28 protein-coding genes and 2 tRNA genes are annotated in these 24,181 nt (G+C 66.2%); 19 read left to right on the forward strand and 11 right to left on the reverse strand.

What is annotated here, in order from left to right:
- Positions 1 to 32 precede the first annotated feature (32 nt).
- Entirely contained in the window at positions 33 to 431 is a 399-nt protein-coding gene (locus HHUB_RS08315) for an acyl-CoA thioesterase (protein WP_059057165.1), read from the forward strand.
- Here the strand turns inward: HHUB_RS08315 and HHUB_RS08320 are convergent, their stop codons facing one another.
- The 7 genes from HHUB_RS08320 to HHUB_RS08350 all read right to left on the reverse strand — a co-directional run bounded on the left by HHUB_RS08320 (position 432) and on the right by HHUB_RS08350 (position 8,274).
- Positions 432 to 1,172, reverse strand: a complete 741-nt coding sequence (locus HHUB_RS08320) for a DICT sensory domain-containing protein (RefSeq protein WP_059057166.1) — start codon at positions 1,170 to 1,172, stop codon at positions 432 to 434.
- Between the two features lie 61 nt (positions 1,173 to 1,233).
- Positions 1,234 to 3,297 (reverse strand): bifunctional metallophosphatase/5'-nucleotidase, encoded by a 2,064-nt coding sequence (locus HHUB_RS08325; RefSeq protein WP_059057167.1) that lies wholly within the window; start codon positions 3,295 to 3,297, stop codon positions 1,234 to 1,236.
- A gap of 105 nt (positions 3,298 to 3,402) precedes the next feature.
- Positions 3,403 to 4,260, reverse strand: a complete 858-nt coding sequence (locus HHUB_RS08330; protein ID WP_059058245.1) for a DMT family transporter — start codon at positions 4,258 to 4,260, stop codon at positions 3,403 to 3,405.
- Positions 4,261 to 4,354: 94 nt separating this feature from the next.
- A complete protein-coding gene (locus HHUB_RS08335) occupies positions 4,355 to 4,828 on the reverse strand; it encodes an SRPBCC family protein (RefSeq protein WP_059057168.1) in 474 nt (157 codons plus the stop codon).
- Between the two features lie 46 nt (positions 4,829 to 4,874).
- The gene (lrpA1, locus tag HHUB_RS08340) at positions 4,875 to 5,303 is read right to left on the reverse strand and encodes an HTH-type transcriptional regulator LrpA1 (protein WP_059057169.1); all 429 of its coding nucleotides are present in this window, start codon (positions 5,301 to 5,303) and stop codon (positions 4,875 to 4,877) included.
- Between the two features lie 142 nt (positions 5,304 to 5,445).
- A complete protein-coding gene (locus HHUB_RS08345; protein WP_059057170.1) occupies positions 5,446 to 6,384 on the reverse strand; it encodes a thiamine pyrophosphate-dependent enzyme in 939 nt (312 codons plus the stop codon).
- 3 nt (positions 6,385 to 6,387) lie between these two features.
- Positions 6,388 to 8,274 (reverse strand): 2-oxoacid:acceptor oxidoreductase subunit alpha, encoded by a 1,887-nt coding sequence (locus HHUB_RS08350; RefSeq protein WP_059057171.1) that lies wholly within the window; start codon positions 8,272 to 8,274, stop codon positions 6,388 to 6,390.
- Positions 8,275 to 8,484: 210 nt separating this feature from the next.
- Between HHUB_RS08350 and HHUB_RS08355 the strand changes: the two genes are divergently transcribed.
- Complete coding sequence (locus HHUB_RS08355) at positions 8,485 to 11,757, forward strand: PKD domain-containing protein (RefSeq protein WP_059057172.1); 3,273 nt, start codon at positions 8,485 to 8,487, stop codon at positions 11,755 to 11,757.
- Complete coding sequence (locus HHUB_RS16620; protein ID WP_143416377.1) at positions 11,747 to 12,682, forward strand: hypothetical protein; 936 nt, start codon at positions 11,747 to 11,749, stop codon at positions 12,680 to 12,682. Before HHUB_RS08355 ends, HHUB_RS16620 begins: the two co-directional genes overlap by 11 nt.
- Here the strand turns inward: HHUB_RS16620 and HHUB_RS08365 are convergent.
- Positions 12,679 to 12,894 carry a hypothetical protein gene (locus tag HHUB_RS08365; protein ID WP_059057174.1) on the reverse strand — a complete coding sequence of 72 codons (216 nt, stop codon included), beginning with the start codon at positions 12,892 to 12,894 and terminating at the stop codon, positions 12,679 to 12,681. The genes HHUB_RS16620 and HHUB_RS08365 overlap by 4 nt on opposite strands.
- A gap of 9 nt (positions 12,895 to 12,903) precedes the next feature.
- Positions 12,904 to 13,947 (reverse strand): Mrp/NBP35 family ATP-binding protein, encoded by a 1,044-nt coding sequence (locus HHUB_RS08370; RefSeq protein ID WP_059057175.1) that lies wholly within the window; start codon positions 13,945 to 13,947, stop codon positions 12,904 to 12,906.
- Between the two features lie 152 nt (positions 13,948 to 14,099).
- Between HHUB_RS08370 and moaA the strand changes: the two genes are divergently transcribed.
- The 14 genes from moaA to rpsB all read left to right on the forward strand — a co-directional run bounded on the left by moaA (position 14,100) and on the right by rpsB (position 21,264).
- Positions 14,100 to 15,089, forward strand: coding sequence for a GTP 3',8-cyclase MoaA (gene moaA / locus HHUB_RS08375; protein ID WP_059057176.1), 990 nt, complete (start codon positions 14,100 to 14,102; stop codon positions 15,087 to 15,089).
- Between the two features lie 157 nt (positions 15,090 to 15,246).
- Positions 15,247 to 15,329: transfer RNA gene (locus tag HHUB_RS08380), tRNA-Ser, on the forward strand.
- A 22-nt stretch (positions 15,330 to 15,351) separates the two neighbouring features.
- Positions 15,352 to 15,861, forward strand: coding sequence for a 30S ribosomal protein S13 (locus HHUB_RS08385; RefSeq protein ID WP_059057177.1), 510 nt, complete (start codon positions 15,352 to 15,354; stop codon positions 15,859 to 15,861).
- Positions 15,861 to 16,373: a 30S ribosomal protein S4 gene (locus HHUB_RS08390; protein WP_059057178.1), complete on the forward strand. Its 513-nt coding sequence runs from the start codon at positions 15,861 to 15,863 to the stop codon at positions 16,371 to 16,373. The genes HHUB_RS08385 and HHUB_RS08390 overlap by 1 nt, the downstream gene beginning before the upstream one ends.
- A gap of 6 nt (positions 16,374 to 16,379) precedes the next feature.
- Positions 16,380 to 16,763, forward strand: coding sequence for a 30S ribosomal protein S11 (locus HHUB_RS08395; protein ID WP_058983656.1), 384 nt, complete (start codon positions 16,380 to 16,382; stop codon positions 16,761 to 16,763).
- Positions 16,764 to 16,766: 3 nt separating this feature from the next.
- Entirely contained in the window at positions 16,767 to 17,510 is a 744-nt protein-coding gene (locus HHUB_RS08400) for a DNA-directed RNA polymerase subunit D (protein WP_059057179.1), read from the forward strand.
- Between the two features lie 126 nt (positions 17,511 to 17,636).
- Positions 17,637 to 17,721: transfer RNA gene (locus HHUB_RS08405), tRNA-Leu, on the forward strand.
- Between the two features lie 33 nt (positions 17,722 to 17,754).
- Positions 17,755 to 18,108, forward strand: coding sequence for a 50S ribosomal protein L18e (locus tag HHUB_RS08410; RefSeq protein ID WP_059057180.1), 354 nt, complete (start codon positions 17,755 to 17,757; stop codon positions 18,106 to 18,108).
- A complete protein-coding gene (locus HHUB_RS08415) occupies positions 18,105 to 18,542 on the forward strand; it encodes a 50S ribosomal protein L13 (protein ID WP_059057181.1) in 438 nt (145 codons plus the stop codon). Before HHUB_RS08410 ends, HHUB_RS08415 begins: the two co-directional genes overlap by 4 nt.
- Positions 18,536 to 18,934: a 30S ribosomal protein S9 gene (locus HHUB_RS08420; protein ID WP_059057182.1), complete on the forward strand. Its 399-nt coding sequence runs from the start codon at positions 18,536 to 18,538 to the stop codon at positions 18,932 to 18,934. Before HHUB_RS08415 ends, HHUB_RS08420 begins: the two co-directional genes overlap by 7 nt.
- Positions 18,935 to 18,946: 12 nt before the next feature.
- Entirely contained in the window at positions 18,947 to 19,147 is a 201-nt protein-coding gene (locus tag HHUB_RS08425; protein WP_058983661.1) for a DNA-directed RNA polymerase subunit N, read from the forward strand.
- A complete protein-coding gene (locus tag HHUB_RS08430) occupies positions 19,147 to 19,326 on the forward strand; it encodes a DNA-directed RNA polymerase subunit K (RefSeq protein WP_058983662.1) in 180 nt (59 codons plus the stop codon). Before HHUB_RS08425 ends, HHUB_RS08430 begins: the two co-directional genes overlap by 1 nt.
- A gap of 1 nt (position 19,327) precedes the next feature.
- A complete protein-coding gene (gene eno, locus HHUB_RS08435; RefSeq protein WP_059057183.1) occupies positions 19,328 to 20,524 on the forward strand; it encodes a phosphopyruvate hydratase in 1,197 nt (398 codons plus the stop codon).
- Positions 20,521 to 21,264: a 30S ribosomal protein S2 gene (gene rpsB / locus HHUB_RS08440; protein WP_059057184.1), complete on the forward strand. Its 744-nt coding sequence runs from the start codon at positions 20,521 to 20,523 to the stop codon at positions 21,262 to 21,264. Before eno ends, rpsB begins: the two co-directional genes overlap by 4 nt.
- A gap of 54 nt (positions 21,265 to 21,318) precedes the next feature.
- Here rpsB and HHUB_RS08445 read toward each other — a convergent pair whose 3' ends face one another.
- Entirely contained in the window at positions 21,319 to 22,131 is an 813-nt protein-coding gene (locus tag HHUB_RS08445) for a VOC family protein (RefSeq protein ID WP_059057185.1), read from the reverse strand.
- Positions 22,132 to 22,216: 85 nt separating this feature from the next.
- On the opposite strand from HHUB_RS08445, the gene mvk reads away from it, so the two are divergent.
- A complete protein-coding gene (mvk, locus tag HHUB_RS08450; RefSeq protein ID WP_059057186.1) occupies positions 22,217 to 23,203 on the forward strand; it encodes a mevalonate kinase in 987 nt (328 codons plus the stop codon).
- Positions 23,200 to 23,937 (forward strand): isopentenyl phosphate kinase, encoded by a 738-nt coding sequence (locus tag HHUB_RS08455; protein ID WP_059057187.1) that lies wholly within the window; start codon positions 23,200 to 23,202, stop codon positions 23,935 to 23,937. Before mvk ends, HHUB_RS08455 begins: the two co-directional genes overlap by 4 nt.
- Before the next feature lie 2 nt (positions 23,938 to 23,939).
- Here HHUB_RS08455 and HHUB_RS08460 read toward each other — a convergent pair whose 3' ends face one another.
- On the reverse strand, positions 23,940 to 24,128 hold the full coding sequence (locus HHUB_RS08460) for an HVO_2922 family protein (RefSeq protein ID WP_059058247.1): 189 nt from the start codon (positions 24,126 to 24,128) through the stop codon (positions 23,940 to 23,942).
- Positions 24,129 to 24,181 lie beyond the last annotated feature (53 nt).

Raw genomic sequence — 24,181 nt, forward strand, 5'->3', positions numbered from 1 at the left:
CCATTAAGCCGCCGGCAGGCGCACTCCCGACGATGACCGAGTTCCCGTTCGCGACCACTGTCGACGTGCGCTACCAGGACCACGATACGCTCGGACACGTCAACAACGCCGTCTACGTGACGTACATGGAGGAAGCCCGCGTGGCGTACCTCCGAGAGTACGCGGGGCTGGCGATGGACGACATCTCGATGGTGGTCGCGCACCTCGACGTGGACTTCCGGCGGACCGTCGAGTACGCCGACGAGGTGGAGGTCGCGGTCGGCGTCACGGACGTCGGCGGGTCGAGTTTCACGATGGCCTACGAGGTCCGCGACGGCGAGACGGTCGCCGTCGAGGGCGAGTCCGTGCAGGTCACCCTCGACCCGGAAACCGGGGAGAGCCAGCCGGTCCCCGACGAGTGGCGCGACTCCTTCGAGCCGGTCGAGGGCTGACTACGCGGGCCCCGTCGCGGGGAACGCCCGGAGGCGGGCGAGAATCGCATCGACGATTTCTGCGTCGTACGTCCAGAACCCGTAGAACTGCCCCCGTTCGTGTTCTTCGGCCAGCAGCGCGCGCTTGTCGTCGTCGGCGTCGGCGTCCAGCACGACGAACCACGTGTCCGTGATTTCGTCGTCCTCGGAGGCGTGAATCGCGTGGGCGTCCGTCGGCACGTCCCAGTTCGGCCGCCCGTAGATGTGCGTCTCGACGCCCGCGGCCGCGAGCCGCTCGTAGAGCCGGTACTGCGGGCGGAGGTTCGACAGTCGCTGGAAGCCCGCGTGCAGGACGCCGCCGAGCTGGTGGGCGCTGGACTCGATTTCGCGGGACGCGACGACCATCCGGTCGCGGCCGTAGTCGGTGAACACCGACTGGTCGATGTGGCGGAACAGCTCCGGGTACTCGATTTCGTCGGGGGCGGAGACGTCGATGAGCGGGGAGTCGGGTCGCACCACCCGGTACAGCGACTGCAGCGACGACGACGCGAGGAACTCCTGGCCGTCGTGGAGCACGACGAAGTTCCGCGGGATGCCGTCGTCGGTGGCGGCGCGCCGCAGGTCCACCGACTGCACGTCGAAGTACGATTGGATGTCTCGCAGCACGGACCGCGGCACGTCGACGTTGTACAGCGTCAGCGTGAGCGCGCGCTCGTCGACGCGGTCGATGATGTCCGGCAACGAGGGTGCGTCGTCAGCCATCACTACGTACGTTGCCCGTGTCGGCCCCGCCGTATAAATCGGGTGGCGGTGCGGGCGCCGCTCAGTGGCGGCGCGTCGCGAGCAGCGCGGCCGCCAGCACCGCGAGAAGCGCGGCGCCGGCGCCGAAGCCGGGCGACGTGCCGCCGGTCTCGTCGCTGGCGGTCGTCGCCGCAGTCGTCGCTGCGGCCTCGGTCGTCGCCGTCGCAGTAGCCGTCGCGGTGGTCTGCTGGGCGACGTTCGCGTCTACCTCCGCGTTCAGCACGGACGAGTCGAAGTACGGCCGCTCGTTGCCCTCGATGCTGTAGTGGCCGTACACCTCGACGTCGCCGCTCTCAGCGAGCGTCCGCAGGTCGGCGTCCGCGAACGTCGCGGTGACCGTGCCGTCCTCGACGGACGCGTCGGTCGCGTTCACGCGCTCGTTGCGGCTGTTCAGCGCGTAGAGGCTGTCCGCCTCGACGGTCGTGGCGTTGTCCGCGGTCGGCGTGTCGAAGGAGACAGAGACGTCGCCCTCGCCGTCGAGTTCGACGCTCCCCGCGTCGGTCTCGTAGTCGATGCGGCGGATGCGGTCCTCGCCCTCGGGCGAAACGGACCCCTGACTCTCGACGTAGTTGTAGACGACCTCGCCGTACATCGTGTAATCGACGTTCGTTCGGGTCGCGTTCGACAGCGGCGAGCCGTCCCAGCCCGCCATGTAGGAGTTCACCGTGACCGTGTATGTCGCCTCGGGGTCGAGCGGCTCGCCGTTCACGTACGTCGAGCGAATCTGGTCGTCGGTGCGCTCGTGGCCGAGCCACTCGTAGGTGACGCCGCTGACCTGCAGTTGGGCCTCGGCGTCGTACTGCTGGCCGGTGTCGCTCTCCGCGGTGACGACCTGACTCTGGAGGACTTGCTCCAGTTGCGCGCCGGTCAGCTCCACCGTCACGAGGTGGTTGTTGAACGGCAGCACGCTGAACACGTCGCCCGCGGTGAGGTTGCCGGGGCCGTACTGGGCGTCCGAGCGGATGCCGCCGGCGTTCGTGATGGCGACGTCAGCGCCGGACTTCCAGCGGAACGCGTCCGTGATGAGGTTCCCGAAGTTCGTCTCGTCGTGGTAGTTCGAGGAGAACCGCGCGTCCAGCTGGACGTCGGTCTGCCCGGCGACCTGCGAGAGCTGTTCGCCGCGGGCCGTCTCGATGACCTCCGAGACGTTCTCGTCTTTGGTGACGTTCTCCGTGGTCGGAATCAGGCGGCCGTTCCAGTCGGTGACCTCGCCGCCCTGCACGGTGAGGTTGAGTTCACCGAGGAACGCCGCGCGCCCCGCGGCCTCGCTGATGACCACGCCGTCGGTCGCCTGCGGCGGGTACTCGATTTCGTCGTCCCCGACCAGCACGGCGTCGACGTTCTCGGTGCTGTTCGCGAACTGCTCGGCGACCGGGACGCCGAAGTGGCCCAGCGCCACGACCACGTCGGCGTTCTCCTCCTCTTTCAGCTGGGTCGCGTACTCCGAGCCGACCTCGGAGTAGTTCTGCAGTTCGTAGCCCTGCTCGGCGAAGTCGACCGCCGTCTTGGACTTGATTTTCTCGTCGACGAGCCCCATCACGCCAACGCGCACGCCATCCTTCTCGACGACCGTGTACGGCTCCGTGCCGGGCACGTGCTCGCCGGTCTCGCTGTCGACGACGTTCGCGAGCAGCCACGGGAACTCGGAGGCGGCCGAGAAGTTCTCGACCGCGTCGAACCCGAAGTCGAGGTCGTGGTTCCCGATGCCTTCGGCGTCCGGGTCGAGTTCGTTCAGCACGTCCACGGGCGTCCGCCACTGGGAGATGGGCGACAGCGAGTGGGGGCTTACCTCGTCGCCGGCCCCGAACAGCACCGTCGGGTTGTCGTGGGCGGCGCGGCGCTGCTCGACGAGCGTCGCGAGCCGCGGCATCGTGCCGTTCTGTGCAATCGCCGTCTGGATGTCGTTGTACGACAGAATCGTGACCGTGGTGCCGTTGTCCTGCGTCGCGTTCGCCTCGGCGTCGACGCCACCGACTGCGGGTGCGTCGGGCGCCGCGGTCGAAGCGTCCGTGGGGGCTGCTGCGGCCGGCGTCGCCGCCGCCACCAGCAGGACACAGACAACGAGCGCGGTGTGTACGCGTCCCATGCAGGTCAGCCAACCGAAACCACCCACAAAAGCGTTACTCGTTCGTGCTCACATCACGCGAGCTCGCCCGTAATCTAGGGAGAACTATACACGTCTATGGATTCGTCAGGTGGCGCGGCCGGTCGTCGTCACCGCGATGCCCGCGAGCACGACGACGCCGCCCGCGACCGTGAATACGCCGGGCACCTGCCCGAAGACCGCCAGCGCGAGCAGCGTGCTCCCCACCGGCTCGCCGAGCAGGGAGACGCTCACGACGCTGGACTCGACGTACTTCAGCGCCCAGTTGACGACCGTGTGCCCGAACAGCCCGGGGCCGACCGCCATCCCGACGAACAGCGCCCACTCGTGGACCGGATACTCCACGAGCGGCAGTCCGAGCGCGACCGCCACCGCGAACAACACGACCGTGCAGACGCCGTAGACGGCGAACACGTACGGCGCCAGCGAGAGCCGCTGGCGCACCGACCGCCCCGCGAGCACGTAGCCAGCGCCAGTCACGGCGCCGACGACCGCGAGCGCGTTCCCGAGCGTCGGCGACGGCCCGACCGCGCTCCCCGTGAGGAAGTCGCCCATCGAGAGCAGCACGGAGCCGGCGATAGCGACGAGGATGCCGCCGACGATGCGCGCGCCCACCCGTTCGTCCAACAGCAGCCACGCGCCCACCGCGACGAACGCCGGCTGCGTCTGGACGAGCGTCGTCGACGCCGCGATGCTCGTGAACTCGATGGACGCGAACCACGACGCGAAGTGCACCGCCAGCAGGACGCCCGCCGCGCTCACGACCAGCCAGTCACTCCCGGAGACGGCCGCGTACTCGCGGCGCTCCCGGAACGCGAACGGCGCGACGAACGCCGCCGTGAACAACACCCGGTAGCCCGCCTTCAACACGCGGGGCGCGTCGCTGAGTTCCACGAGGATGGCGCTCGTGCTCACCGCGACGACCGCCACGGCGACGGCGGCCATCGGCGGCACCACGGGGTCGTCGGCGCTCACGGCTGGACGTTGCCGGCCGCCCGAAAAGGAATTGCGCTCGCGGCGAGCTACCCGGCCGTCGGCGCTACCCGTCGAGGATGTCCCGCGTCCGCCGGTGGCGGTACCAGAACATCGGCGCGAGCCCGACCCGCGCGAACTCGTCGGCGACGCCGCCGACCGGCGCGCGGTACTCCACGTAGTCCCGAATCAGCGTCTCGTCGCCGTCCGCGTAGAACAGGTGCGTGTGCTCCCACTCCGGGAACGGCCCCTCCTCCATCACGTCCACGAAGTGCGCGGTGTCCTCGCCCTCCTCGCGAGCGGTGATGTGCGAGACCCACGTCTGCCGCGGCCCCACGCCGAACGGCCGCACGGACGCGTGAATCCGCGTGCCCGCCGTGAGGACGTGGGTCTCCGGCTCGTCGTCCGGCCGCTCGATCTCCTCGACGCGCAGGTTCAGCCAGTCCGGCGTCAACGACCGCAGGCCGTCGATGGTGGAGTGGAACGCCCACACGTCGGCAAGCGGCGCGCGAACCCGCAACTCCCGCTCGAAGGTCGCCATACTCTCCGTTGGCGGGGCGCGTGCAAAACTCCAGCGGCGGCCGCGACTACTTGAGGCGCTCCTGCAGGAACGAGGGGTGGGCGGCGGTGACGCCGTCGATGCCGTGAATCTCGTCGCTGATGACTTCCCCGAGCGCGTCCCCGTCGGCGGCGCGGACCTCGGCCATCAGCATGTGGTCGCCGCTGGACGTGTACAGCGCGTGGACCGCGTCTAGCTCCTTCAAGTCCCGGGTCGCCTCCACGTACCGCTCGGAGGCCACGTCGATGCCCACGAGCGCGATGGACTGCCCGGAGAGCTTCTTCGGGTCGACGTCCGCCGAGTAGCCGACGATGACGCCTTCGTCTTCGAGTTTGTCGATGTACTTCCGGACCGTCGGCTTCGAGACGTCCGCGCGGGCGGCGATGTCGGCGTACGACGCCTGCGCGTCCTCCTCGAGCGCGGCGAGGATTCGGTCTTCCGTCGATTCGGTACTCACACCTCCTGTTTTGGTGGCTGTGAAAAAATATCTTCCGAATGAGAAAGTCACGGCGGCGTCGCTCGGAAACGTCGTGGTCGCTGGCCGAAGCCCGCGGCTGCGCGACCACCGTGCGCGAAAGAAAACGGCGTCGAGGCGAACGCTACTTGTGGCGGTCGATGACGTCGTACGAGCGCTCCCACTCGTAGTCGTCGTCGAAGTACCGCTCCGCCAGCGGCTCCTCGGGCATGTCGCCGCGCTCCTGCTTCTCCTCCTGGTAGGAGTTGCGGTCCTCGTCCTTGTAGTAGCGCCCGGTGAGGACGGTGCCCTCGTAGAGGGCGTCCTCGGTCTCGTGCATCAGGTCGGCCGCCTCGCGGCGGTCGGTGATGTCGAAGTCGTAGTCGTCGCTGTCCTGCACGTCGACGTAGGGGACGTACTGCTTGGCGTCCTTGTTCCACGTCGGGCACTGGGTCAGGAAGTCGACGTGGGAGAAGCCGTCGTGCTCGATGGCTTCCACGATGATCTCCTGGGCCTGGTTCGGGTTGACGGCCGCCGTGCGAGCGACGTAGGAGGCGCCCGCCGACAGGCTCATCGAGAGCGGGCGAATCGGGTCCTTCGCCGACCCGTGGGGCTGGGTCTTCGACTTGTGGCCCTTCGGGGACGTCGGCGAGGTCTGGCCTTTCGTGAGGCCGAAGACCTCGTTGTTGAACACGATGTAGGTCATGTCGTGGTTCTCCCGGGCGGTGTGCATGAAGTGGTTCCCGCCGATGCCGTAGCCGTCGCCGTCGCCGCCCGCCGCCACGACCTCGAGGTCGTGGTTCGCGAGCTTCGCGGCGCGGGCCACGGGCAGGGAGCGACCGTGAATCGTGTGGAACCCGTAGCTCTCGAAGTAGCTGTTGAGCTTCCCCGAGCAGCCGATGCCGGTGCACAGCAGCACTTCCTCGGGGTCCTTGCCGAGTTCCGCCATCGCACCCTTCAGCGCCTTCAAGACGCCGAAGTCACCGCAGCCAGGACACCACGTCGGCTGCGGCTCGATGCCGGGCGTGAACTCGTCCCGTTCGACCTCCCGTTCCTCTTCGATTGCGCTGAACGCTTTGCTCATGGATTAGTCACCTGCCGCAGGTTCGAGGGTAGTCTGGGCGGTCGGTTCCCCGCCGCCGTCCTGTTCGAGCTCGACCGCTTCGACGATTTCGGCGGGCTCGAACGGGTTGCCGTTGTACTTCAGGAGACTGGAGAGCTTGCCGTCGACGTTCCCGAGCTCCTTCTGGATGAGCCCGCGGAACTGCTTCGTCGAGGACATCTCCACGACGATGGCTTCGTCGACGCTCTCGATGAACTCCCGCACCTCCTCGACCGGGAACGGCGAGAGGTCGCTGACGCCCAGCGCCTTCACCGCGTTCCCGTCGTCGTTCATGCGTGCGACGGCTTCCTCGACGGTGCCCTGCTGGCTGCCCCAGACGATGAGCCCGAAGTCCGCGTCCTCGTCGCCGTAGACGACCTGCTGGTCGCGGTCGTCGAGGTCGTCGCGGATGGCGTCGAGCTTCTGGAGCCGGCGTTCGACCTGCGCGACGCGGTTGTCGGGGTCCTCGGCGATGTGGCCGGTCGGCCAGTGCTCGTTGCCGGACGCGAGATAGCGGCCGCCGGACTGACCGGGAATCGAGCGCGGGCTGACGCCGTCCTCGACGCCATCCGTCCGGAACCGCTCGAACTTCCCGGTGTCGTCGTGGGGCGCGTCCTCCAGTTCCGCCTCGGTGAGCGTGCTCCCGAGGTCCGGGTTCGGGTCGCGGTCGAAGAACGACGCGTCCACGTTCCGGTACTCGCCGGAGAGCTTCTGGTCGTAGACGACGATGGCCGGAATCTGGTACTCGTAGGCGATTTCGAACGCCGTCCGCGTCTGCTCGTAGCACTCCTTGGGGTCGCTGGGCCCGAAGGCGACGCGGTGGCTGTCACCCTGACTCGTGTACAGGATGTGCTCGAGGTCGGCCTGCTCGGGCTTCGTCGGCATCCCCGTGGAGGGACCCGCGCGCATCGCTTCGAGCAGGACCAGCGGCGTCTCGGTCATCTCCGCGAGGCCGAGCGGCTCGCTCATCAGCGCGAACCCGCCACCGGACGACCCGGACATCGACTTCACGCCGGAGTGGCTCGCGCCGACCGCGAGCGCCGCCGCCGCGATTTCGTCCTCGACCTGCTCGGAGATGCCGCCCATGTCCGGCAGGAGGTTCGTCATGATGGTGAACACGTCCGTCCACGGCGTCATCGGGTAGCCGGAGATGAACCGACAGCCGGCGTCGATGGCCGCGTACGCGATGCCGTGGCTGCCGGAGACGAGGACCTGCTCCTCGTCGTGTTCGCCCTCGGGCACCGTCAGGTCGTGGGACTGGTCCATCTCGTTGACCTGCTCGTAGGCGTCGTGGAGGACCTCGAGGTTCTGCTCGAGAATCTCGCCACCCATCGCGTCCGACATCAGGTCCTCGATGTGCTCGAGGTCCATGTCGATGAGCGCGGCCGTCGCGCCCACGCCCGCGGTGTTGCGCATGACCTCGCGGCCGTGCTCCTTCGCGAGGCTGCGGAGGTCGAGCGGGTAGACGTGCCAGTTGTTCTCCTCGGCGCGCTCCTCGAAGTTCGGGACGTCCTCTACGTCGAGGAGGCCCTCGTCGTAGACGATGACCCCGCCCTCGCGGAGGTCGTCGAGGTTCTCGGAGAGCGGCTTCACTTCCTCGTCGCCGTAGACGGCGTTCTCGCTGGGGTTGCGCGCGAACGAGTCCCCGAGCGCGAGGAGGAAGTTGTAGCCGTCGCCGCGCGACGTTACGTTGCCGTCCCGCGCCCGAATCTCGACGTACGTGTGGCCGCCGCGGATTCGGGACGGGTAGTGTCGATGCGTGAAGACGTCGAGTCCGGACCGCATCAACGCCTTCGCGAAGTTCTGACTCGTGGAGTCGATTCCGTCGCCGGAACCCCCTGCCACTCGCCAGATGAGTTCGTCATCAGTCATAGTGTAACCCTCTGGCCCGTGCTCGGACCGTTAGTAGGGTGTTCGTCGGACCCACACTAAATCGTTTGCCATCCATTAACAACTGAAGATGATTAAGGAATGCAGTAGACGCCCTCGCGCTACGGCTCACCGAAACCTCCCGCGATTATAATACTTGAAATTCAACTGTGAAATTTTATATACTAGGTGGTAAGTTCAACTTCGAGTAGTGTGAGAGTAGCTTGCCTGTTCGCTGCGTGCCTGGTTCTTGCCACCGTAGCGACACCCGGCATCGCCGCATCGAACGAAGCCCCGCTCGCCGACGCGGGCCTCGACCAGAACGTCACGCGAGGAACGACCGTCTACCTGGACGCTGGCGGTTCCCGAGACCCCGACGGCGCCGTCGAACGCTACCGCTGGACCGTCGCCGCCGAATCCGGCGACGCGACGAACGCGACGACGACGCAGTGTCGGAGCTGCCAGCAGACAACCTTCCAAGCGGAAGCGACTGGCACGTACCGCGTCACGCTCGAAGTCACCGACGACGACGGAGCCACGGCGACAGACACGCTGTACGTCACCGTCAAACCCGGCGACCCGCCCGCAGCATCGCTCGCCGGACCGACAGAGACCACAACTGGCGACCCCGCACGGTTTACCGCGGACGCCAGCGCCGGCAGCGCGCCGCTGGACCGACTCCGCTGGCGAGTCGACGGCGAACACGTCGCGACCAAGACGGTCTCGGGTGACGCCGAGAGCGCGACACGAACCGTCCACTTCCCGACGCCCGGAACGCACACCGTCTCTGTCACCGCCATCGACGCGGACGGCCAGCGGGACAGTGCCGAAACGTCCACCACGGTCGTCGAAGTCGCCGATACAGTCCCGACGGGCGCTAGTCCACCCGAGACTCCCGAAGACGCCGACGTCGTCGGTCCGAAAGTCGTCACCGGTCGCGGAGAACTCACCGCCGAGTACGAACTCACGAACGACGTCTCCGGCACGTGGCACCAAGACGACCGACACGTCGCAACTGGCTCCGGGACCTCGCGTTCGTTCACCGCGGGCGTCCACGAACTCTACGCCGCAATCGACGGCGGCGTCGCCACGTTCCCGGACGGCAGCCGAACTGTCGTCGCCGACCCCGCGCCCGAACTGACCACCGTCGAAGTCGAGGACAGCAGTGTCGTTCCCGTCACCGTCGACGCCACTGACGACTACGAGAACCTCTACACCGTGACCGTGAACGTGGACGGAGAACCGGCCGAGACACTCACCACGGACGACCTCGGCGGCCGCGTGAACGGAGACAGACTCACCGCGACGACACACCTCGAATCTCTCGAACCCGGCAACCACACGATCACGGTTCGAGCCCGCGACGCCCGCGGACAAACTGACGTCGCCATCCGTACCGTCGAGGTACCCGGTCCACCAGAAGTCCTGTCGGCCGGATTCGTTCAAGACGGCCCACTCGACCAGTACCATCCGCGAATCGACGAGTCCCGTTACACGGCGACGTACCGCGTGAAAGTAGATTTGAATGGGGTGGAGCCGGAGCAGTTAGGGCTTAAAATAAATATACCAGGGGTGGAATGGAAGTCAAATATAACATCCACCTCACAAAAAGAGGGTCTGTTATTATTAGAGAGGTCTGCATATAGAGGGGAAATTTTGCCGATTAGCGGGAGTTCGAGAGTGACTTGGAGAATAGATGATTATTATAACCAAACTAGTGACACAGTCCCGGTAACACTTGCTCCCCCAGAGGTTTACCTCGAAACGATCGACCCACAGAGAGAACATGACGCGCTCAGGGGGATCACTTTCGATGCGAGGCGGTCCTTTGACCCGGATGGAACGTCAGTAGAGTACCACTGGTCCGGCCTCGACGCGAGCAAAGAACAGTCGAGAGTGACGCTGTCCGCGAGCAGCATCGTGCGGCTGCAACTCGTCGACCAGCAGCAGCAGAGCACGAACTCGTCCTACCTACTGGACTGGTTTGCACCGGAGCTCGCTGACGCGAAGATCGAGGACAACGGCCCGTTCTATCCGAACGAGACTGTCCCCATCACGATTACCTCTGAACGCTATTATCTGACGAAGGAGACGTACAACGAGAGCTTATCGTTCAACATTCGCCCAGAACACGGTTCCGTAGTCAACCGAACGCTCCACAAAGAGAAACCCGGGCGAGTCGACGACCCGGACCCAGAGGGGAGAGGTAGACGCCATCAGTGGAAGATAGAAGTGCCAGCGAAGGCGTTCCGTGACGGAGCAATCAACGTCTCGTCGTATCCGACGGCACACCCCCACGTGGAATACAACATCACGGTACCTCAACCGACAGTCTACGCCTCCGCGTACAGCGAGGTGACCGACATTTCGACGTCGATCTCGTATTTAGTCGAGCGTCCCCGGTACACCGTCAAGCATACGACGAGCGAACAGGTTCGTGACGACCTCCTCGACGCCGGATACGAAGTGCGGCGGGTCGACGACGCAGGTCACGCGTACGGCCTCGAGAAGTACGTCAAGACCGACCCCGTAGAGTACGACGTTGACAGCCGGAGGTTCTACGAGCCGGAACGACAGCAGTTCTTCTTGGAGTCGAATCCCGAGTGGTCGGCCAATGGGACGACGACCGAAACGCAAACGTGGACGACTATGGAGAATGAGTGGCGCTCGGATCGAGGCGGTGCTGGTACGTTCACCGGGGACACTCGACGAAAGCAGGTCCGCGACGCCGAGTACCGAACTGAGAAGGAGTTCCGCTACGAGACGACCGAGACGTACGAAACCACGGAGACCTACGAGGACACGTACACGACGACGGAACAAGAGATTAAACTGCAAGAGAAGTGTGGGATGTTCGGCTGCAGAATATACCGGACTACCGTATCGACGACAGAGACGCATACGGTGACTCGAACGAGAGAAGTCACCAGGAGCAGGACTGTCTACAAAACGTACTGGTCGACGAGACCACGTAGCCATACCCACGAGTATACTGGCGACCTCCGGCGGGTGACCGTCCGCGAACCGGAGTACGAGCGCCAATACGAGTACGAAGTCGAACGCCAGCACTCCGAAACCCGGCGCGTGTACTTGGCCGAGCATCGAACGCTCGTCGATCCGGCCTCGTACGAATGGCAATCTTGGAAGACTGTCCAGAGTCAGTTCCAAGCTGAGAGTGCCGCTAGCTCTGCAAACGTTCGAATCAGCAGTGTCGAACCGAACAAGCGGTGGACGTTACGAAAACAGGCCGGAACAGAGACGGCACGTGCCAGTAGTCGTCGAGCGGGAGGACGAGTATTGAAGACGTTCGGTAGAGGGAACGTCACTCTCACGAAGTACTTCGCACGAGAGGATACGAAGCAACTACCGGAAATGGAGAGCCGTGAAGTCTATCGAACAGTCGAATACACCGGAACTGGTATGGTTAATATCGGTACAGTTAAAGGTATATTAACACAGAAATCGGAGGAAAAGTATGGCGAGTAAGAGACTTATTCTTGTCCTAATTTTGGTGAGTTTTGCTGTTACGCCTGCTATTTCTGCGATATCTATGCCAGCAGGAAAAAACCCGTGTTTGGGTGAGAAAAAGTATATCGCAACTGAATTAGATGAATCCGTCGGATTGCACTCCAAATATACAGTACAATTTGATGAGGATGAGAAACAGATCTGCATAAAAAGAGAAAACAAGGGGAAGGGGAAGGCCCTAACTTCGGTTGGTATATTAGTGGATGGAAGAGGTATATCCCCCGGTACAAAGGAGTTAGAGGAAAATGAATCCTCATTTTTCTCAAAGAACGTGACGGAATACATAGATGCAACAGCAGATAACCATACAATTAGTATAAATGCCGGTAGTAAGGACCTCAACTTCAATTTCACACATCATATAAATACAACAGCCAAGAACTCACCCACACCAAAATTTACTGATTTAGAAATAGTTAGGGATAGTGGAGATAAATCAATACTTATCGCCACAGTCCATAACCCGGGGAAACGAGCATACGCACTGCACGTACAAGCAGAGACGTTCGAAACGGAGGGTGCATTCGAGATCGGTGCTCCACAGCCGGGGAATACGAGTGAGTTCCAGATACCACTCAACGAGGGGGCGAACGAGGTGGTCGCCGGCAAAGTGATGGTCTTCAACGATACCGGCAGTCCGGATGGGAAGTTCGACCAGAAGGAGTTCATGGCGAAGCCCAACGAGACCGCGAACGCGTGGGACGACCACTTCGAACAGGTTCCAGGTGAACGGGCGGACGTTAGTTATGACAACGAGACGGCACGGCAGTACCGCGAGGGGTACGTCGACGACGAGGCGCTGTCGCCGCTGGAGCGACGGGCTGGCGCGGTGCTCGTCGTCTTCGCGTTGCTCGGTGCGGTTCTGTGGCGGCGGTCGCGCTAGCGCTCAATGCCGCCCTGTTCGGATATCTGGAGGATGTTCCGCATGTTGAGGTAGACGTGCTGGGCGTCGACGTCCTCGTCCTCGTCGTAGATGTCGCTGACGCGGTGGACGATGGCGGCGACGCGTTCGGCTTCCTCGCTGTCCTCCTCGCGGAGTTCGTCGGCGACGTCGCGGAGCACGTCGCGCTTCTCGGTGTCGTCGAACTCAGACATGGTGAGTCGTCAGTGCTTGGCGGGTCGGCTGGCGTTGCGGCGGTGGACGAGGCCGACCATATCTGCGGTTTCGGCGACGAACTCGCGGAGCGCTTCGCCGGTCTGGTTGTCGTCGTCGAGGACGACCGGCGCGCCTTCGTCGCCGCCCTGGCGGACGCTGGGGTCGAGGGGGATGGAGCCGAGGAACGGGAGTTCGTTCTCGTCGGCGAACTCCTGCCCGCCGCCGCTACCGAAGATGTCGTGGGTGCCGCCGCAGTCGGGGCAGACGAACCCGCTCATGTTCTCGGCGATGCCGAGGACGGTGGTGTCGTGGCGGCCGAACATGCGGAGTCCCTTGCGGGCGTCGTCGACGGCGACGTCCTGCGGGGTGGTGACGACGACGGCGCCGGTGAGCGGGACCGTCTGGAGCATGGTGAGCTGGGTGTCGCCGGTGCCCGGCGGGAGGTCGACGACGAGGTAGTCGAGGTTGCCCCACTCGACGTCCTCGACGAGCTGCGTGAGGACCTTGTGGACCATGGGGCCGCGCCAGATGACGGGGTCGTCGTCGCCGACCATGAACGCCATGCTCATGAGCTTCATGCCGTGGCGCTCGGGCGGGACGATGGTGTCGCTCTCGGTGGCGCGCGGGTGGTCGTCGGCGTCGACCATCCGGGGGACGTTGGGGCCGTAGATGTCGGCGTCAAAGAGGCCAACGCGGGCGCCGCGGTCGGAGAGGCCGGCCGCGAGGTTGACGGCGACCGTGGACTTGCCGACGCCGCCCTTGCCGGAGGCGACTGCGATGACGTTCTTGACGCCGGGGAGGACGTCGCCGCCGTTGCGGTCGGGGATGGCGGCGGTGAGGTCGGGTTCGAGGCCGGCGTCGGAGAGGACTTCGCGGACGCGGCCGGCGATGTCGGTCTCTGTGGGGGAGTACGGTGCGCCGAGCGCGAGCGAGAGCGTGACTTTGTCGCCGTCGACGTCGAGGTCGTTGACGAGGCCGAGGGAGACGATGTCGTCGTCGAGGGACGGGTCCTCGACGTCGCGGAGGAGGTCCAGCACGTCGTCTTCGTTCATGCCCGCGAGTAGGAGGTGGTGCGCCGATAAGGGTTGTGTCGAACGAACGTGCGGCCGCAACCACACGTTCCACCCGTAATGTAACTGCTCGGGGTTACGAAATCCCCGCTTACACCCACGAGTTTAAGCGTCTGTGCGTGCCACGTTTCGGCATGCTCTCGGACTCGTTCGGGCGCGAGGTCTCCGGCGTCCGGGTCTCCCTGACCGACCGCTGTAACTTCGACTGTGTCTACTGCCACAACGAGGGGCTGGGGGACACGCGCGGGCCGATGGACCCACGGGACCACGAGATGAGCGCCGACGACGTGGTCCGGTTCCTCGAAGTCGTCGAGGAGTTCGGCGTCGAGAAGGTCAAACTCACCGGCGGGGAGCCGATGCTCCGCGACGACCTCGAAGAGATAATCCGACGGACGCCCGACTCGATGGAGGTGTCGATGACGACGAACGGGACGTTCCTCCCCGGGCGCGCGGAGGACCTCGTGGACGCGGGCCTCGAACGCGTGAACGTCTCGCAGGACGCGCTGGACGCCGAGGACTTCAAGGCGCTCACGAAGAGCGGCGCCTACGAGAAAGTCCTCGAAGGCGTGCGCGCGGCCGTGGACGCCGGCCTCGACCCGGTGAAACTGAACATGGTCGTGTTCCGGAAGACGGCGGGCTACGTGCCCGAGATGGTCGACCACGTCGCGGAGAACGACGCGCTCCAGCTCCAGCTCATCGAGTACATGCCCGAAATCGCCGGCCACCCGGAGTGGGCGGTGGACATCGACGACGTCCACGACTGGCTCGAAGAGCGCGCGGACCGCGTCGAGCACCGCGAGATGCACGACCGACGGCGGTACTGGGTGAACGGCGGCATGGTGGAAATCGTCGACCCCGTCGGCAACGAGGAGTTCTGCGCGAACTGCCACCGCGTGCGCGTCACGCACGAGGGGTACCTCAAGGGCTGTCTGAACCGCAACGACGACCTGCGGTCGATGGGCGAGATGACCAAGCCCGAGATTCGGGAGGCGTTCCGGGAGACCGTCGAGAACCGGGTGCCGTACTACGGCGAGTACATGGTAGAGGACGGCGACGGCGGCTGGGAGGTCAACGACGACTACGTGGAAGTGTACGCCGACGGCGGCACCGAACGCACCGACTGACGGGCGACGACTCTCGCGTGTGTCGTGGGAGCGGTTGGCGCGCGGGGCCCACGCCCTTTCGTGATGTTTAAGTACGGGCCGCGATTTCTCACGAACGCAGTCACTGTAGGGGCGCCGGGTCCCGAGTCCGAGAGGGCGAAGATACACCCGAAAGCGTGTCGTGGTAGCCTAGCCTGGTCAAGGCGCAGGGTTGCTAACTCTGTGGCGCAAGCCTCCGGGGTTCAAATCCCCGCCACGACGCCTTTCCACAACACATCAAAACATGAGTTCGGAAGAACAAGACGCGGACGAGGACATTCAGTACTTCGTCCGCATCGGGCAGACAGACCTCGACGGCACCAAGACCGTCGAGCGTGCGCTCGCGGAACTCGACGGCGTCGGCCGACGAGTCGCGCGAGTCGTCGCGGAGAACGCGGACGTAGACCGCACCGCGACGATTGGTCGCCTCGAGGACGATGTCATCGACGACATCAAGGCGGCCGTCAACGAGTTCGCGGACCACGCTCCGGAGTGGCTCGCGAACCGTCGGAACGACTTCTACTCCGGCGAGACCCAGCACGTCACCGGCAACGACGTCAACCTGACGCGCGACCAGGACATCAATCGGATGCAGATGATTCGGTCCTACAAGGGCATCCGACACGAGCGCGGACAGAAGGTCCGCGGTCAGCGCACCAAGTCCACCGGTCGTACGGAAGGTACCATCGGCGTCAACGTCGAGGCTATCAAGGAAGAACAGGCAGCAGAAGAAGCAGCGGGTGAGGAAGAATAATGGCGCTCCCAGGCGAGAACACCAAGTTCTACGAGACGCCGAATCACCCGTATCAGGGCGAACGCATCTCCGAGGAGAGCGACCTCGTCTCCCGGTACGGCCTGAAGAACAAGGAGGAGCTCTGGCGAGCGCAGTCCGAACTGCGCAACTTCCGCCGCGAGGCGCGTCGCCTGCTCGGCCAGACGGAGACGGTCAGCGGCGAGGAGTTCGTCTCCCGCCTCCAGCGCATCGGCGTGCTCTCCAACCAGGAGAGCCTCGACGACGTCCTCTCGCTCGACGTGACGGACGTCCTCGAACGCCGCCTGCAGACGGTCGTCTACCGCGAGGGCCTCGCGAACACTGTCGGTCAGGCCCGGCAGTTCATCTCCCACGGCCACATCACGGTCGACGGGAGCCGCGTCACGGAGCCCTCCTACACGGTCGAGGTGTCCGAGGAGGACGCCATCGCGTTCGACGAACGAAGCGACCTCACAGACGAACTGCACCCGGCTCGCGCCGGTGCACAGGAGTAACACAATATGGCTGACGACACCAAATGGGGCATCGCGCACATCCACGCCTCGTTCAACAACACCATCATGACGGTCACCGACGAGACGGGCGCCGAGACGCTCGCAAAGTCGAGTGGCGGGACGGTGGTCAAGCAGAACCGTGACGAGGCGTCGCCGTACGCCGCGATGCAGATGGCCGAACAGCTCGCCGAAGACGTCTTAGACCAGGGCATCGACAAGGTGCACGTTCGCGTGCGCGGCCCCGGTGGCAACCTCCAGCGCAGCCCGGGTCCGGGCGCGCAGGCCGCCATCCGAGCGCTCGCTCGCGCCGGTCTCGAAATCGGCCGCATCGAGGACGTGACGCCCGTCCCCCACGACGGGACGCGTCCCCCGAAGAACAGCGGGTACTAAGCAATGAGCACGGACTTCGACGTCGAATTCATCGACCGCGACGACCGGGAAGCCCGGTTCGTCGTTCGCAACATCACGCCGGCGTTCGCGAACGGCATTCGGCGAGCGATCATCGCCGACGTTCCGACGCTGTCCATCGACACCGTCCGGTTCGTCGAGAACTCCAGCGTGATGTTCGACGAACAGCTCGCGCTGCGTCTCGGCCTCGTGCCGTTGACGACGCCCGAGGACTTCGCCGAGGGTGACACGGTCACGCTCGCGCTCGACGTCGAGGGCCCGGGGACGGCGTACTCCGGGGACCTGGTCTGTCAGGACCCCGAAGTGGAGGCCGCCGACGAGAACATCCCCATCATCGAGCTCAAAGACGACCAGCGCCTCGAGTTGGAGGCCGACGCGGAACTCGGCTACGGCCGCGACCACGCCAAACACCAGGGCGGCGTCGCTGTCGGCTACCGACACCTCCAGCGCGTGAACGTCGTCGGCGAACGCGACGAGTACGCCGACGAGGAGCCCCAGATGCTCCGCGGCGTCATCGAGGAGGACGGCGAACTCGTGCCGACCGACGACTTCGACAACGACCTCACGAACCGGTACCCCGGCAAGGAGCTCGAAGTCGAGGACGTTCCCGGCGCGTTCGTCTTCCACGTCGAATCCGACGGCTCGATGCCCGTGACAGAGCTGGTTCTCCGAGCAGTCGACTCCCTGGTCGACCGCGCGGACGAACTCGAACAGGCAGTCCAACTATAACAATGAGTGCTCCGACCCACACTACCGCGCCGACGCCCACTCCTGCCCCGGGAGCCTCGGGCCCGGCAATCGAAATCGGTAAAAAGGGTCGGGAGCTACGGAGAAGCGAAGCGCCATCGCGGCCGTGCAGGGATAGCCAAGTTAGGTCAAAGGCGCAGCGTTCAGGGCGCTGTCCTGTAGGGGTTCGCAGGTTCAAATCCTGCTCCCTGCACTCGACTTCTCACAACTTTCCAGGAGTACGAGCATGAGTAAGACAAGTCCGAGACTCAGCAGTCTCATCGCCGAACTGAAGTCCGTCGCCCGAGATTCGGGCACGGACGTCTGGCACGACGTCGCTGGCCGGCTGGAGAAGCCGCGCCGCACGCACGCCGAGGTGAACCTGAGTCGCATCGAACGTTACGCGAACGAGGACGAGACCGTCGTCGTCCCCGGCAAGGTGCTGGGGTCCGGCGCGCTTCGAAAGTCCGTCACCGTCGCTGCCGTGGATTTCTCCGGCAGCGCGAAGACGAAAATCGAGCACGCCGACGGCGAGGCCGTCCATCTGGAACAGGCAGTCGAACAGAACCCCGAAGGATCCGACGTGCGGGTGATTCGATGAGTCTCGCGGAGTTCGACGCCGACGTGGTCGTCGACGCGCGGGACTGCATCATGGGCCGCGTGGCGAGCAACGTCGCCGAGCGCGCCCTCGACGGCGAGTCGGTCGCCGTCGTCAACGCCGAGCAGGCAGTCATCACCGGCACCAAGGAGGACATCTTCGAGACGTACAACACGCGAGCGGAGCTGGGCTCCGACAGCGGTCCGTACTACCCGAAGCGCCCGGACGGCGTGTTCAAGCGCGCCATCCGCGGCATGCTGCCGTACAAGCAGCAGGACGGCCGCGAGGCGTTCGAGAACGTCCGCGTGTACGTCGGTAACCCGTTCGACGAGGACGGCGAAATCATCGAGGGAACGTCGCTGGACCGACTCTCGACGATTCGCTTCGTCACCGTCGGCGAGGTCTCCAAGGAACTAGGTGCTAACGTCACATGGTAACCAACACGTCCGGTAAGAAGAAGACGGCCGTCGCTCGCGCGACGGTCAGCGACGGAGAGGGTCGCGTCCGAATCAACTCCACGCCCGTCGAGCTCGTCGACCCGGAGATGGCGCGCCTGAAGATGCTGGAGCCGTTCCGCATCGCGGGCGACGACCTCCGAGACGACGTGGACGTCGACATCGACGTCTCCGGTGGCGGCTTCGCGGGCCAGGCTGACGCCGTCCGCACCGCCATCGCGCGCGGGCTGGTCGAGCATTACAGCGACGCCGAACTCCGGGACGCGTACCGGGAGTTCGACCGCAGTCTGCTGGTCAACGACGTCCGGCAGTCCGAGTCCAAGAAGTGGGGCGGTCCGGGCGCTCGCGCCCGCTACCAGAAGTCCTACCGCTGAGGTGACCAAATCATGATGGTACCAGTCCGGTGTTTCACGTGCGGTAACGTCGTCGGTGAATACTGGGAGGAGTTCAAGGCACGCGCCGAGACCCACGACGGCGACGAGGACCCAGCTGACGTGCTGGACGACCTCGGCGTGGACCGGCACTGCTGTCGACGCATGATGGTCTCCCACCAGGACCTCGTGGACGTCGTCTCGCCCTACCAGTAATGAGCGACACACAACACTTCAATCGGTACGAGAAGGCCCGCATCATCGGCGCGCGAGCGCTGCAGGTGTCGTACGGGGCGCCCGTGCTGGTCGATACCGACCAGACGGAGCCCATCCTCATCGCGGCCGAGGAGTACGACGCGGACGCGCTCCCGTTCACTGTCCGGAGGGACAACTGAGATGACGCGCATCGAGTCCGTCCGATTCCGGCCGATTCTGGACTCCCGAGGCAACAAGACCGTGGAAGCCGAGGTCGTGACCGAGGACGGCGGGTTCGGCCGTGCGGCGGCGCCATCCGGCGCCAGCACGGGCGAACACGAAGCCGTCGAACTCCCCGTCGAGGAGGCGATTGCGGCAGCGCGCGAACACGTCGCGCCGCGCCTCGAAGGCCGGGAGTTCGCCGGCGACCAGCGCGGCGTCGACGCCGCGCTGCACGCCGCCGACGGCACGGAGGACTTCTCCGACGTCGGGGCGAACAGCGCCGTCGCCACGAGCATGGCGGCCGCGAAGGCCGCCGCGGACGTGCTCGGTGCGCCGCTGTACCAGCATCTCGGCGGCGCCTTCCGCGGTCGGAACTTCCCCGTGCCGCTGGGGAACGTCGTCGGCGGCGGCGAACACGCCGCCGACGCGACCGCGATTCAGGAGTTCCTCGCCGCCCCCGTCGGCGCGCCGAGCGTCCGACAGGCGGTGTTCGCGAACGCCGCCGTCCACGAGCGCGTGGGCGAACTCTTAGAGGAGCGCGGCGAGGCCGCCGCGAAGGGCGACGAGGGCGCGTGGGCGCCGTCCATCGACGACGCCACCGCGTTCGAAATCGTCGACGAGGCCACCAGCGACGTCGCCGAGGAGTTCGGCTTCGACGTCCAGTTCGGCCTCGACATGGCGGCCGCCGAGCGCTACGAGGACGAGGCGTACGTCTACGGCGACGAGGTTCGCTCCACGGAGGAGCAAATCGAGTACGTCGTCGACCTCGTCGAGGAGTACGACCTCGCGTACGTCGAGGACCCCCTCGACGAGAACGACTTCGCGGCGTTCGCGGCGCTGACCGAGCGCGTCGGCGACGACACGCTCGTCTGCGGGGACGACCTGTTCGTGACGAACGTCGAGCGACTCCGCGACGGCATCGAGGTCGGCGCGGCAAACAGCATCCTCGTGAAGCCCAACCAGATCGGGACGCTCTCTGATGCGTTCGACGCCATCGAGCTGGCGACCCGGAACGGCTACGAGGCCGTGGTCTCCCACCGCAGCGGCGAGACCGAGGACACGACCATCGCACACCTCGCCGTGGCGGCCGACGCCCCGTTCATCAAGACGGGGACGGTCGGCGGCGAGCGAACCGCCAAGCTGAACGAACTCATCCGCATCGCGGACGAAGCATGAGCGAGAACGAATCCGACACAGAGGCCGACCTCGAGGACGCCGCGGAGCAGGCAGCCGAGCCTGCCGCCGAGGCCGCCGAGAGCGACGCCCAGACAGACGAACAGCCCACCGAAGAGGAGCCGGGAGCGGCGGCCACCGAGGACGTCATGTCCGACGAGGAGGCCGACCTGCTCATCCCCGTCGAGGACTACCTCGGCGCCGGTGTCCACATCGGTACCCAGCAGAAGACCAACGACATGGACCGGTTCATCCACCGCGTCCGCACGGACGGCCTCTACGTGCTCGACGTCTCGAAGACGGACGAGCGCATCCGGACGGCCGCCGACTTCCTGGCGAACTACGACCCGGAGCAGATTCTGGTCACGTCGTCGCGCCAGTACGGTCGCTTCCCCGCGGAGAAGTTCGCGGAAGCGGTCGGCGCGCGCGCCCGGACGGGGCGGTTCATCCCGGGCACGCTGACGAACCCGCAGTACGACGGCTACATCGAGCCGGACGTCCTCGTCGTCACCGACCCCATCGGTGACGCGCAGGCCGTCAAGGAAGCCATCACGGTCGGCATCCCCGTGATTGCGATGTGCGACTCCAACAACCAGACGAGCAACGTCGACCTCGTCGTCCCGACGAACAACAAGGGGCGGCGCGCGCTGTCGGTGGTCTACTGGCTGCTCGCCAACGAGACGCTCGACCGCCGCGGCGCCGAGCCGACGTACGCCCTCGAAGACTTCGAGGACGGCCTGTAACCGGGCTCCCGCTTTCGTACCTGTACTTTTCAGAACGCGAGCGAGTAGCGACGGCTACAGCGAGACGACGCCGAGGTGGCCGTCGAGGCCGTCGACGAAGCGCACGCGCCGCCCGAACCACTCGCGGCCGCCGTCGAGGGGGTGGCGGTGGCGCGCGTCGTCGATGTCCGCGCTCAGGAGGACGGAGACGGGCCCGGGACCGAGCTGGTCGAGGCGGTCGCGGACGCGCCCGCCGGCGGGCTCGCAGAGGACGATGTCTTGGCCGGGGAAGTGTGCGAGGTCGCCGTAGGTGTCGTCGTAGTCACGTTCCGGTTCGGGGAGCCGGTAGAGCCGCTGGAAGCGCTCGACCGCGCCGGCGAGGTCGTCGGTCGCGAGGACGACCCACGAGATGCCCGAGACCGGCGACCCGTAGAGGTTGCTGTCGGGGACGCGGTACTCGCGGGGCGTGCGGTCGCTGACGACGAACGGGAGGAGAGTGTCGTCGCCGCCGAGGAACGCCTGGTCCCACTCCACGAGCGTGCCGTCCGGGCGCTCGCGGCGGCCGTGAATCGGGCCGTGGACCGTGACGTCGTGGTCGATGACGCGCTGGCACTCGGCGTGGACGCTGCCGGTCTCCACGCACCAGTCGCAGGGGCCGGCGACGGGGTCGGCGGCGTCGAAGTACGCGGGCCAGCGGTCGGGGTCCCCGCGCGTGGGCGCGACGAGTTCGAGGTAGGAGCCGTCCGGGAGCACGAGCGCCGCCATCTCCGTGCCCGCGTCGGGGTGGGCGCCGCCGTACGTGGGGTCGAAGCCGGCGGCTTCGAATCGCTCGACGAGGGCGTCGAGGTCGCTGGCGGCGAACGGCACGTGGTCGATGACGGGGCGCATGGCCGCTCGTTCGGGGGCCGCACGCAAAAGCCTGCGGCGGGGGCGTTCCGGAACTTCTGTAACGGCGTGGTTCCGACCGGGTGATATGACCACGACTTCGAGTGCCCCCGGGAAGGTCTACCTGTTCGGGGAGCACGCCGTCGTCTACGGCGAGCCCGCGGTGCCCTGCGCCATCGAGCGACGGGCGCGGGTGACCGTGACGGCCCGCGACGACGACCGCGTGCGGGTGTCCGCCGACGACCTCTCGCTGGACGGGTTCACGGTGGAGTACGGCTCCGGGAGCGACGAGCAGCCGGACGTGGACGTGCCGACGCCGCTCATCGAGGCGGCGATGGGGTACGTCGAGGAGTCGCTGGAGCAGGCCCGCGACGCCGCCGACCGGCCCGAAGCGGGCTTCGACGTGGAGATAGAGAGCGAGATTCCGCTCGGCGCGGGGCTGGGGTCGAGCGCGGCGGTCGTCGTCGCGGGCATCGACGCCGCGACGCGCGAACTCGGCGTCGAACTGACGCCGGAGGACGTCGCGGAGCGCGCGTACCGCGTCGAGCACGAAGTGCAGGACGGGCAGGCCTCGCGCGCGGACACGTTCTGTTCGGCGATGGGCGGCGCGGTCCGCGTGGAGGGCGACGACTGCCGGGCCATCGACGCGCCCGACCTGCCGTTCGTCGTCGGCTACGACGGCGCGAGCCACGACACCGGCGAACTCGTGGCGGGCGTGCGGGACCTCCGCGACGAGTACGACTTCGCCGCGGACACCGTCGAGGCAGTCGGCGACCTCGTTCGGGAGGGCGAGCGGGCGCTCGCGGACGGCGACCTCGACACGCTCGGCGAACTGATGGACTTCAACCACGGGCTGCTGTCGGCGCTGGGCGTCTCAGCGCGCTCGCTCGACAACCTCGTGTGGGCGGCCCGGGAAGGCGGCGCGCTCGGCGCGAAACTCACGGGCGCGGGCGGCGGCGGTTGCATCGTCGCGCTCGACGAGGGCGACGGCGTGGAGACCGCACTGTCGCTGGCGCCGGAGTGCGAGCAGTCGTTCCGCGCCGAACTCGCAACGGAGGGCGTGCGCGTCGAATGACGGTCGTCGTCAAACTCGGCGGCAGCGTCGTCACCGAGAAGGACCAGCCCGAGACCGTCGCCGCCGACCGCCTCGCGGACCTCGCGGGCGCGCTCGGGGACGCGAACCTCGACGACCTCGTCGTCGTCCACGGCGGCGGGAGCTTCGGCCACCCGCACGCCGCCGAACACGGCATCTCCAGCAGCGAGGGGAAGCGGGACGCGGCGGCCGTCCGGGACGTCGCGGGCGCGATGGCGGAGCTGAACACGGCGGTCGTCGGCGCGCTCGCGGACGCGGGCGTCCCCGCGGTCCCCGTGCATCCGTTCTCCGTCGGCTACCGGACCGCCGACGGCGACCTCCGGTTCCCGACCGACCAGCTGGCGGCGATGCTCGACGAGGGGTTCGTCCCAGTGCTGCACGGCGACGTGCTCACGCAGGTCGGGGCGGGAGCGACAATCGTCAGCGGCGACGAACTCGTCACGCACGTCGCCAGCGAACTGAATGCCGACCGCGTCGGCCTCTGCTCGACGGTGCCGGGCGTCCTCGACGAGTCCGGGGACGTCGTCCGGGAGATTACGGACTACGAGGACGTCGCGGCGGCGCTCGGCGGCAGCGACGCGACCGACGTCACCGGCGGAATGGCCGCGAAAGTCCGCGCGCTGCTGGCGCTGGGCGCGCCCGCGTTCGTGTTCGGGCCGGACGCGCTCTCGGCGTTCCTCGCGGGCGAGGACGCCGGGACGCGCATCGAGGGATAAGGCTACTCGTCGACTTCCTCGACGTCGGCGTCCGGCGCGTTCTCCTTGACGCTGTCCAGCCCCTGTCGGGCCTTCTGTTTCGAGGCGTACCCCTCCCCGGAGTCCGCGATGATGTTGCCGTTGTCGTGGACGAGCCGCCAGCGGTACTGTCCGACCTCGTCCTCGTAAATCTCGAACGTGGCGTCAGCCATGTCGCCGACCACAGCACGCATCGACAAGGAGATTGTGGCCGACGGCACGACGC

Origin of the sequence: Halobacterium hubeiense, assembly GCF_001488575.1 — an archaeon.
Taxonomy (GTDB): domain Archaea; phylum Halobacteriota; class Halobacteria; order Halobacteriales; family Halobacteriaceae; genus Halobacterium; species Halobacterium hubeiense.

Bases quoted from the DNA above. Each gene is read 5' to 3' on its own strand.
- HHUB_RS08345 (WP_059057170.1), bottom strand. From the start codon at position 6,384: ATGAGCAAAGCGTTCAGCGCAATCGAAGAGGAACGGGAGGTCGAACGG.
- HHUB_RS08335 (WP_059057168.1), bottom strand. From the start codon at position 4,828: ATGGCGACCTTCGAGCGGGAGTTGCGGGTTCGCGCGCCGCTTGCCGAC.
- HHUB_RS08330 (WP_059058245.1), bottom strand. From the start codon at position 4,260: ATGGCCGCCGTCGCCGTGGCGGTCGTCGCGGTGAGCACGAGCGCCATC.
- HHUB_RS08395 (WP_058983656.1), top strand. From the start codon at position 16,380: ATGGCTGACGACACCAAATGGGGCATCGCGCACATCCACGCCTCGTTC.
- HHUB_RS08385 (WP_059057177.1), top strand. From the start codon at position 15,352: ATGAGTTCGGAAGAACAAGACGCGGACGAGGACATTCAGTACTTCGTC.
- HHUB_RS08460 (WP_059058247.1), bottom strand. From the start codon at position 24,128: ATGGCTGACGCCACGTTCGAGATTTACGAGGACGAGGTCGGACAGTAC.
- HHUB_RS08445 (WP_059057185.1), bottom strand. From the start codon at position 22,131: ATGCGCCCCGTCATCGACCACGTGCCGTTCGCCGCCAGCGACCTCGAC.
- HHUB_RS08455 (WP_059057187.1), top strand. From the start codon at position 23,200: ATGACGGTCGTCGTCAAACTCGGCGGCAGCGTCGTCACCGAGAAGGAC.
- HHUB_RS16620 (WP_143416377.1), top strand. From the start codon at position 11,747: ATGGCGAGTAAGAGACTTATTCTTGTCCTAATTTTGGTGAGTTTTGCT.
- eno (WP_059057183.1), top strand. From the start codon at position 19,328: ATGACGCGCATCGAGTCCGTCCGATTCCGGCCGATTCTGGACTCCCGA.
- HHUB_RS08430 (WP_058983662.1), top strand. From the start codon at position 19,147: ATGAGCGACACACAACACTTCAATCGGTACGAGAAGGCCCGCATCATC.
- HHUB_RS08350 (WP_059057171.1), bottom strand. From the start codon at position 8,274: ATGACTGATGACGAACTCATCTGGCGAGTGGCAGGGGGTTCCGGCGAC.
- HHUB_RS08425 (WP_058983661.1), top strand. From the start codon at position 18,947: ATGATGGTACCAGTCCGGTGTTTCACGTGCGGTAACGTCGTCGGTGAA.
- HHUB_RS08370 (WP_059057175.1), bottom strand. From the start codon at position 13,947: ATGAACGAAGACGACGTGCTGGACCTCCTCCGCGACGTCGAGGACCCG.
- HHUB_RS08365 (WP_059057174.1), bottom strand. From the start codon at position 12,894: ATGTCTGAGTTCGACGACACCGAGAAGCGCGACGTGCTCCGCGACGTC.
- HHUB_RS08320 (WP_059057166.1), bottom strand. From the start codon at position 1,172: ATGGCTGACGACGCACCCTCGTTGCCGGACATCATCGACCGCGTCGAC.
- HHUB_RS08410 (WP_059057180.1), top strand. From the start codon at position 17,755: ATGAGTAAGACAAGTCCGAGACTCAGCAGTCTCATCGCCGAACTGAAG.
- HHUB_RS08390 (WP_059057178.1), top strand. From the start codon at position 15,861: ATGGCGCTCCCAGGCGAGAACACCAAGTTCTACGAGACGCCGAATCAC.
- HHUB_RS08420 (WP_059057182.1), top strand. From the start codon at position 18,536: ATGGTAACCAACACGTCCGGTAAGAAGAAGACGGCCGTCGCTCGCGCG.
- HHUB_RS08415 (WP_059057181.1), top strand. From the start codon at position 18,105: ATGAGTCTCGCGGAGTTCGACGCCGACGTGGTCGTCGACGCGCGGGAC.
- HHUB_RS08315 (WP_059057165.1), top strand. From the start codon at position 33: ATGACCGAGTTCCCGTTCGCGACCACTGTCGACGTGCGCTACCAGGAC.
- HHUB_RS08400 (WP_059057179.1), top strand. From the start codon at position 16,767: ATGAGCACGGACTTCGACGTCGAATTCATCGACCGCGACGACCGGGAA.
- rpsB (WP_059057184.1), top strand. From the start codon at position 20,521: ATGAGCGAGAACGAATCCGACACAGAGGCCGACCTCGAGGACGCCGCG.
- mvk (WP_059057186.1), top strand. From the start codon at position 22,217: ATGACCACGACTTCGAGTGCCCCCGGGAAGGTCTACCTGTTCGGGGAG.
- HHUB_RS08325 (WP_059057167.1), bottom strand. From the start codon at position 3,297: ATGGGACGCGTACACACCGCGCTCGTTGTCTGTGTCCTGCTGGTGGCG.
- moaA (WP_059057176.1), top strand. From the start codon at position 14,100: ATGCTCTCGGACTCGTTCGGGCGCGAGGTCTCCGGCGTCCGGGTCTCC.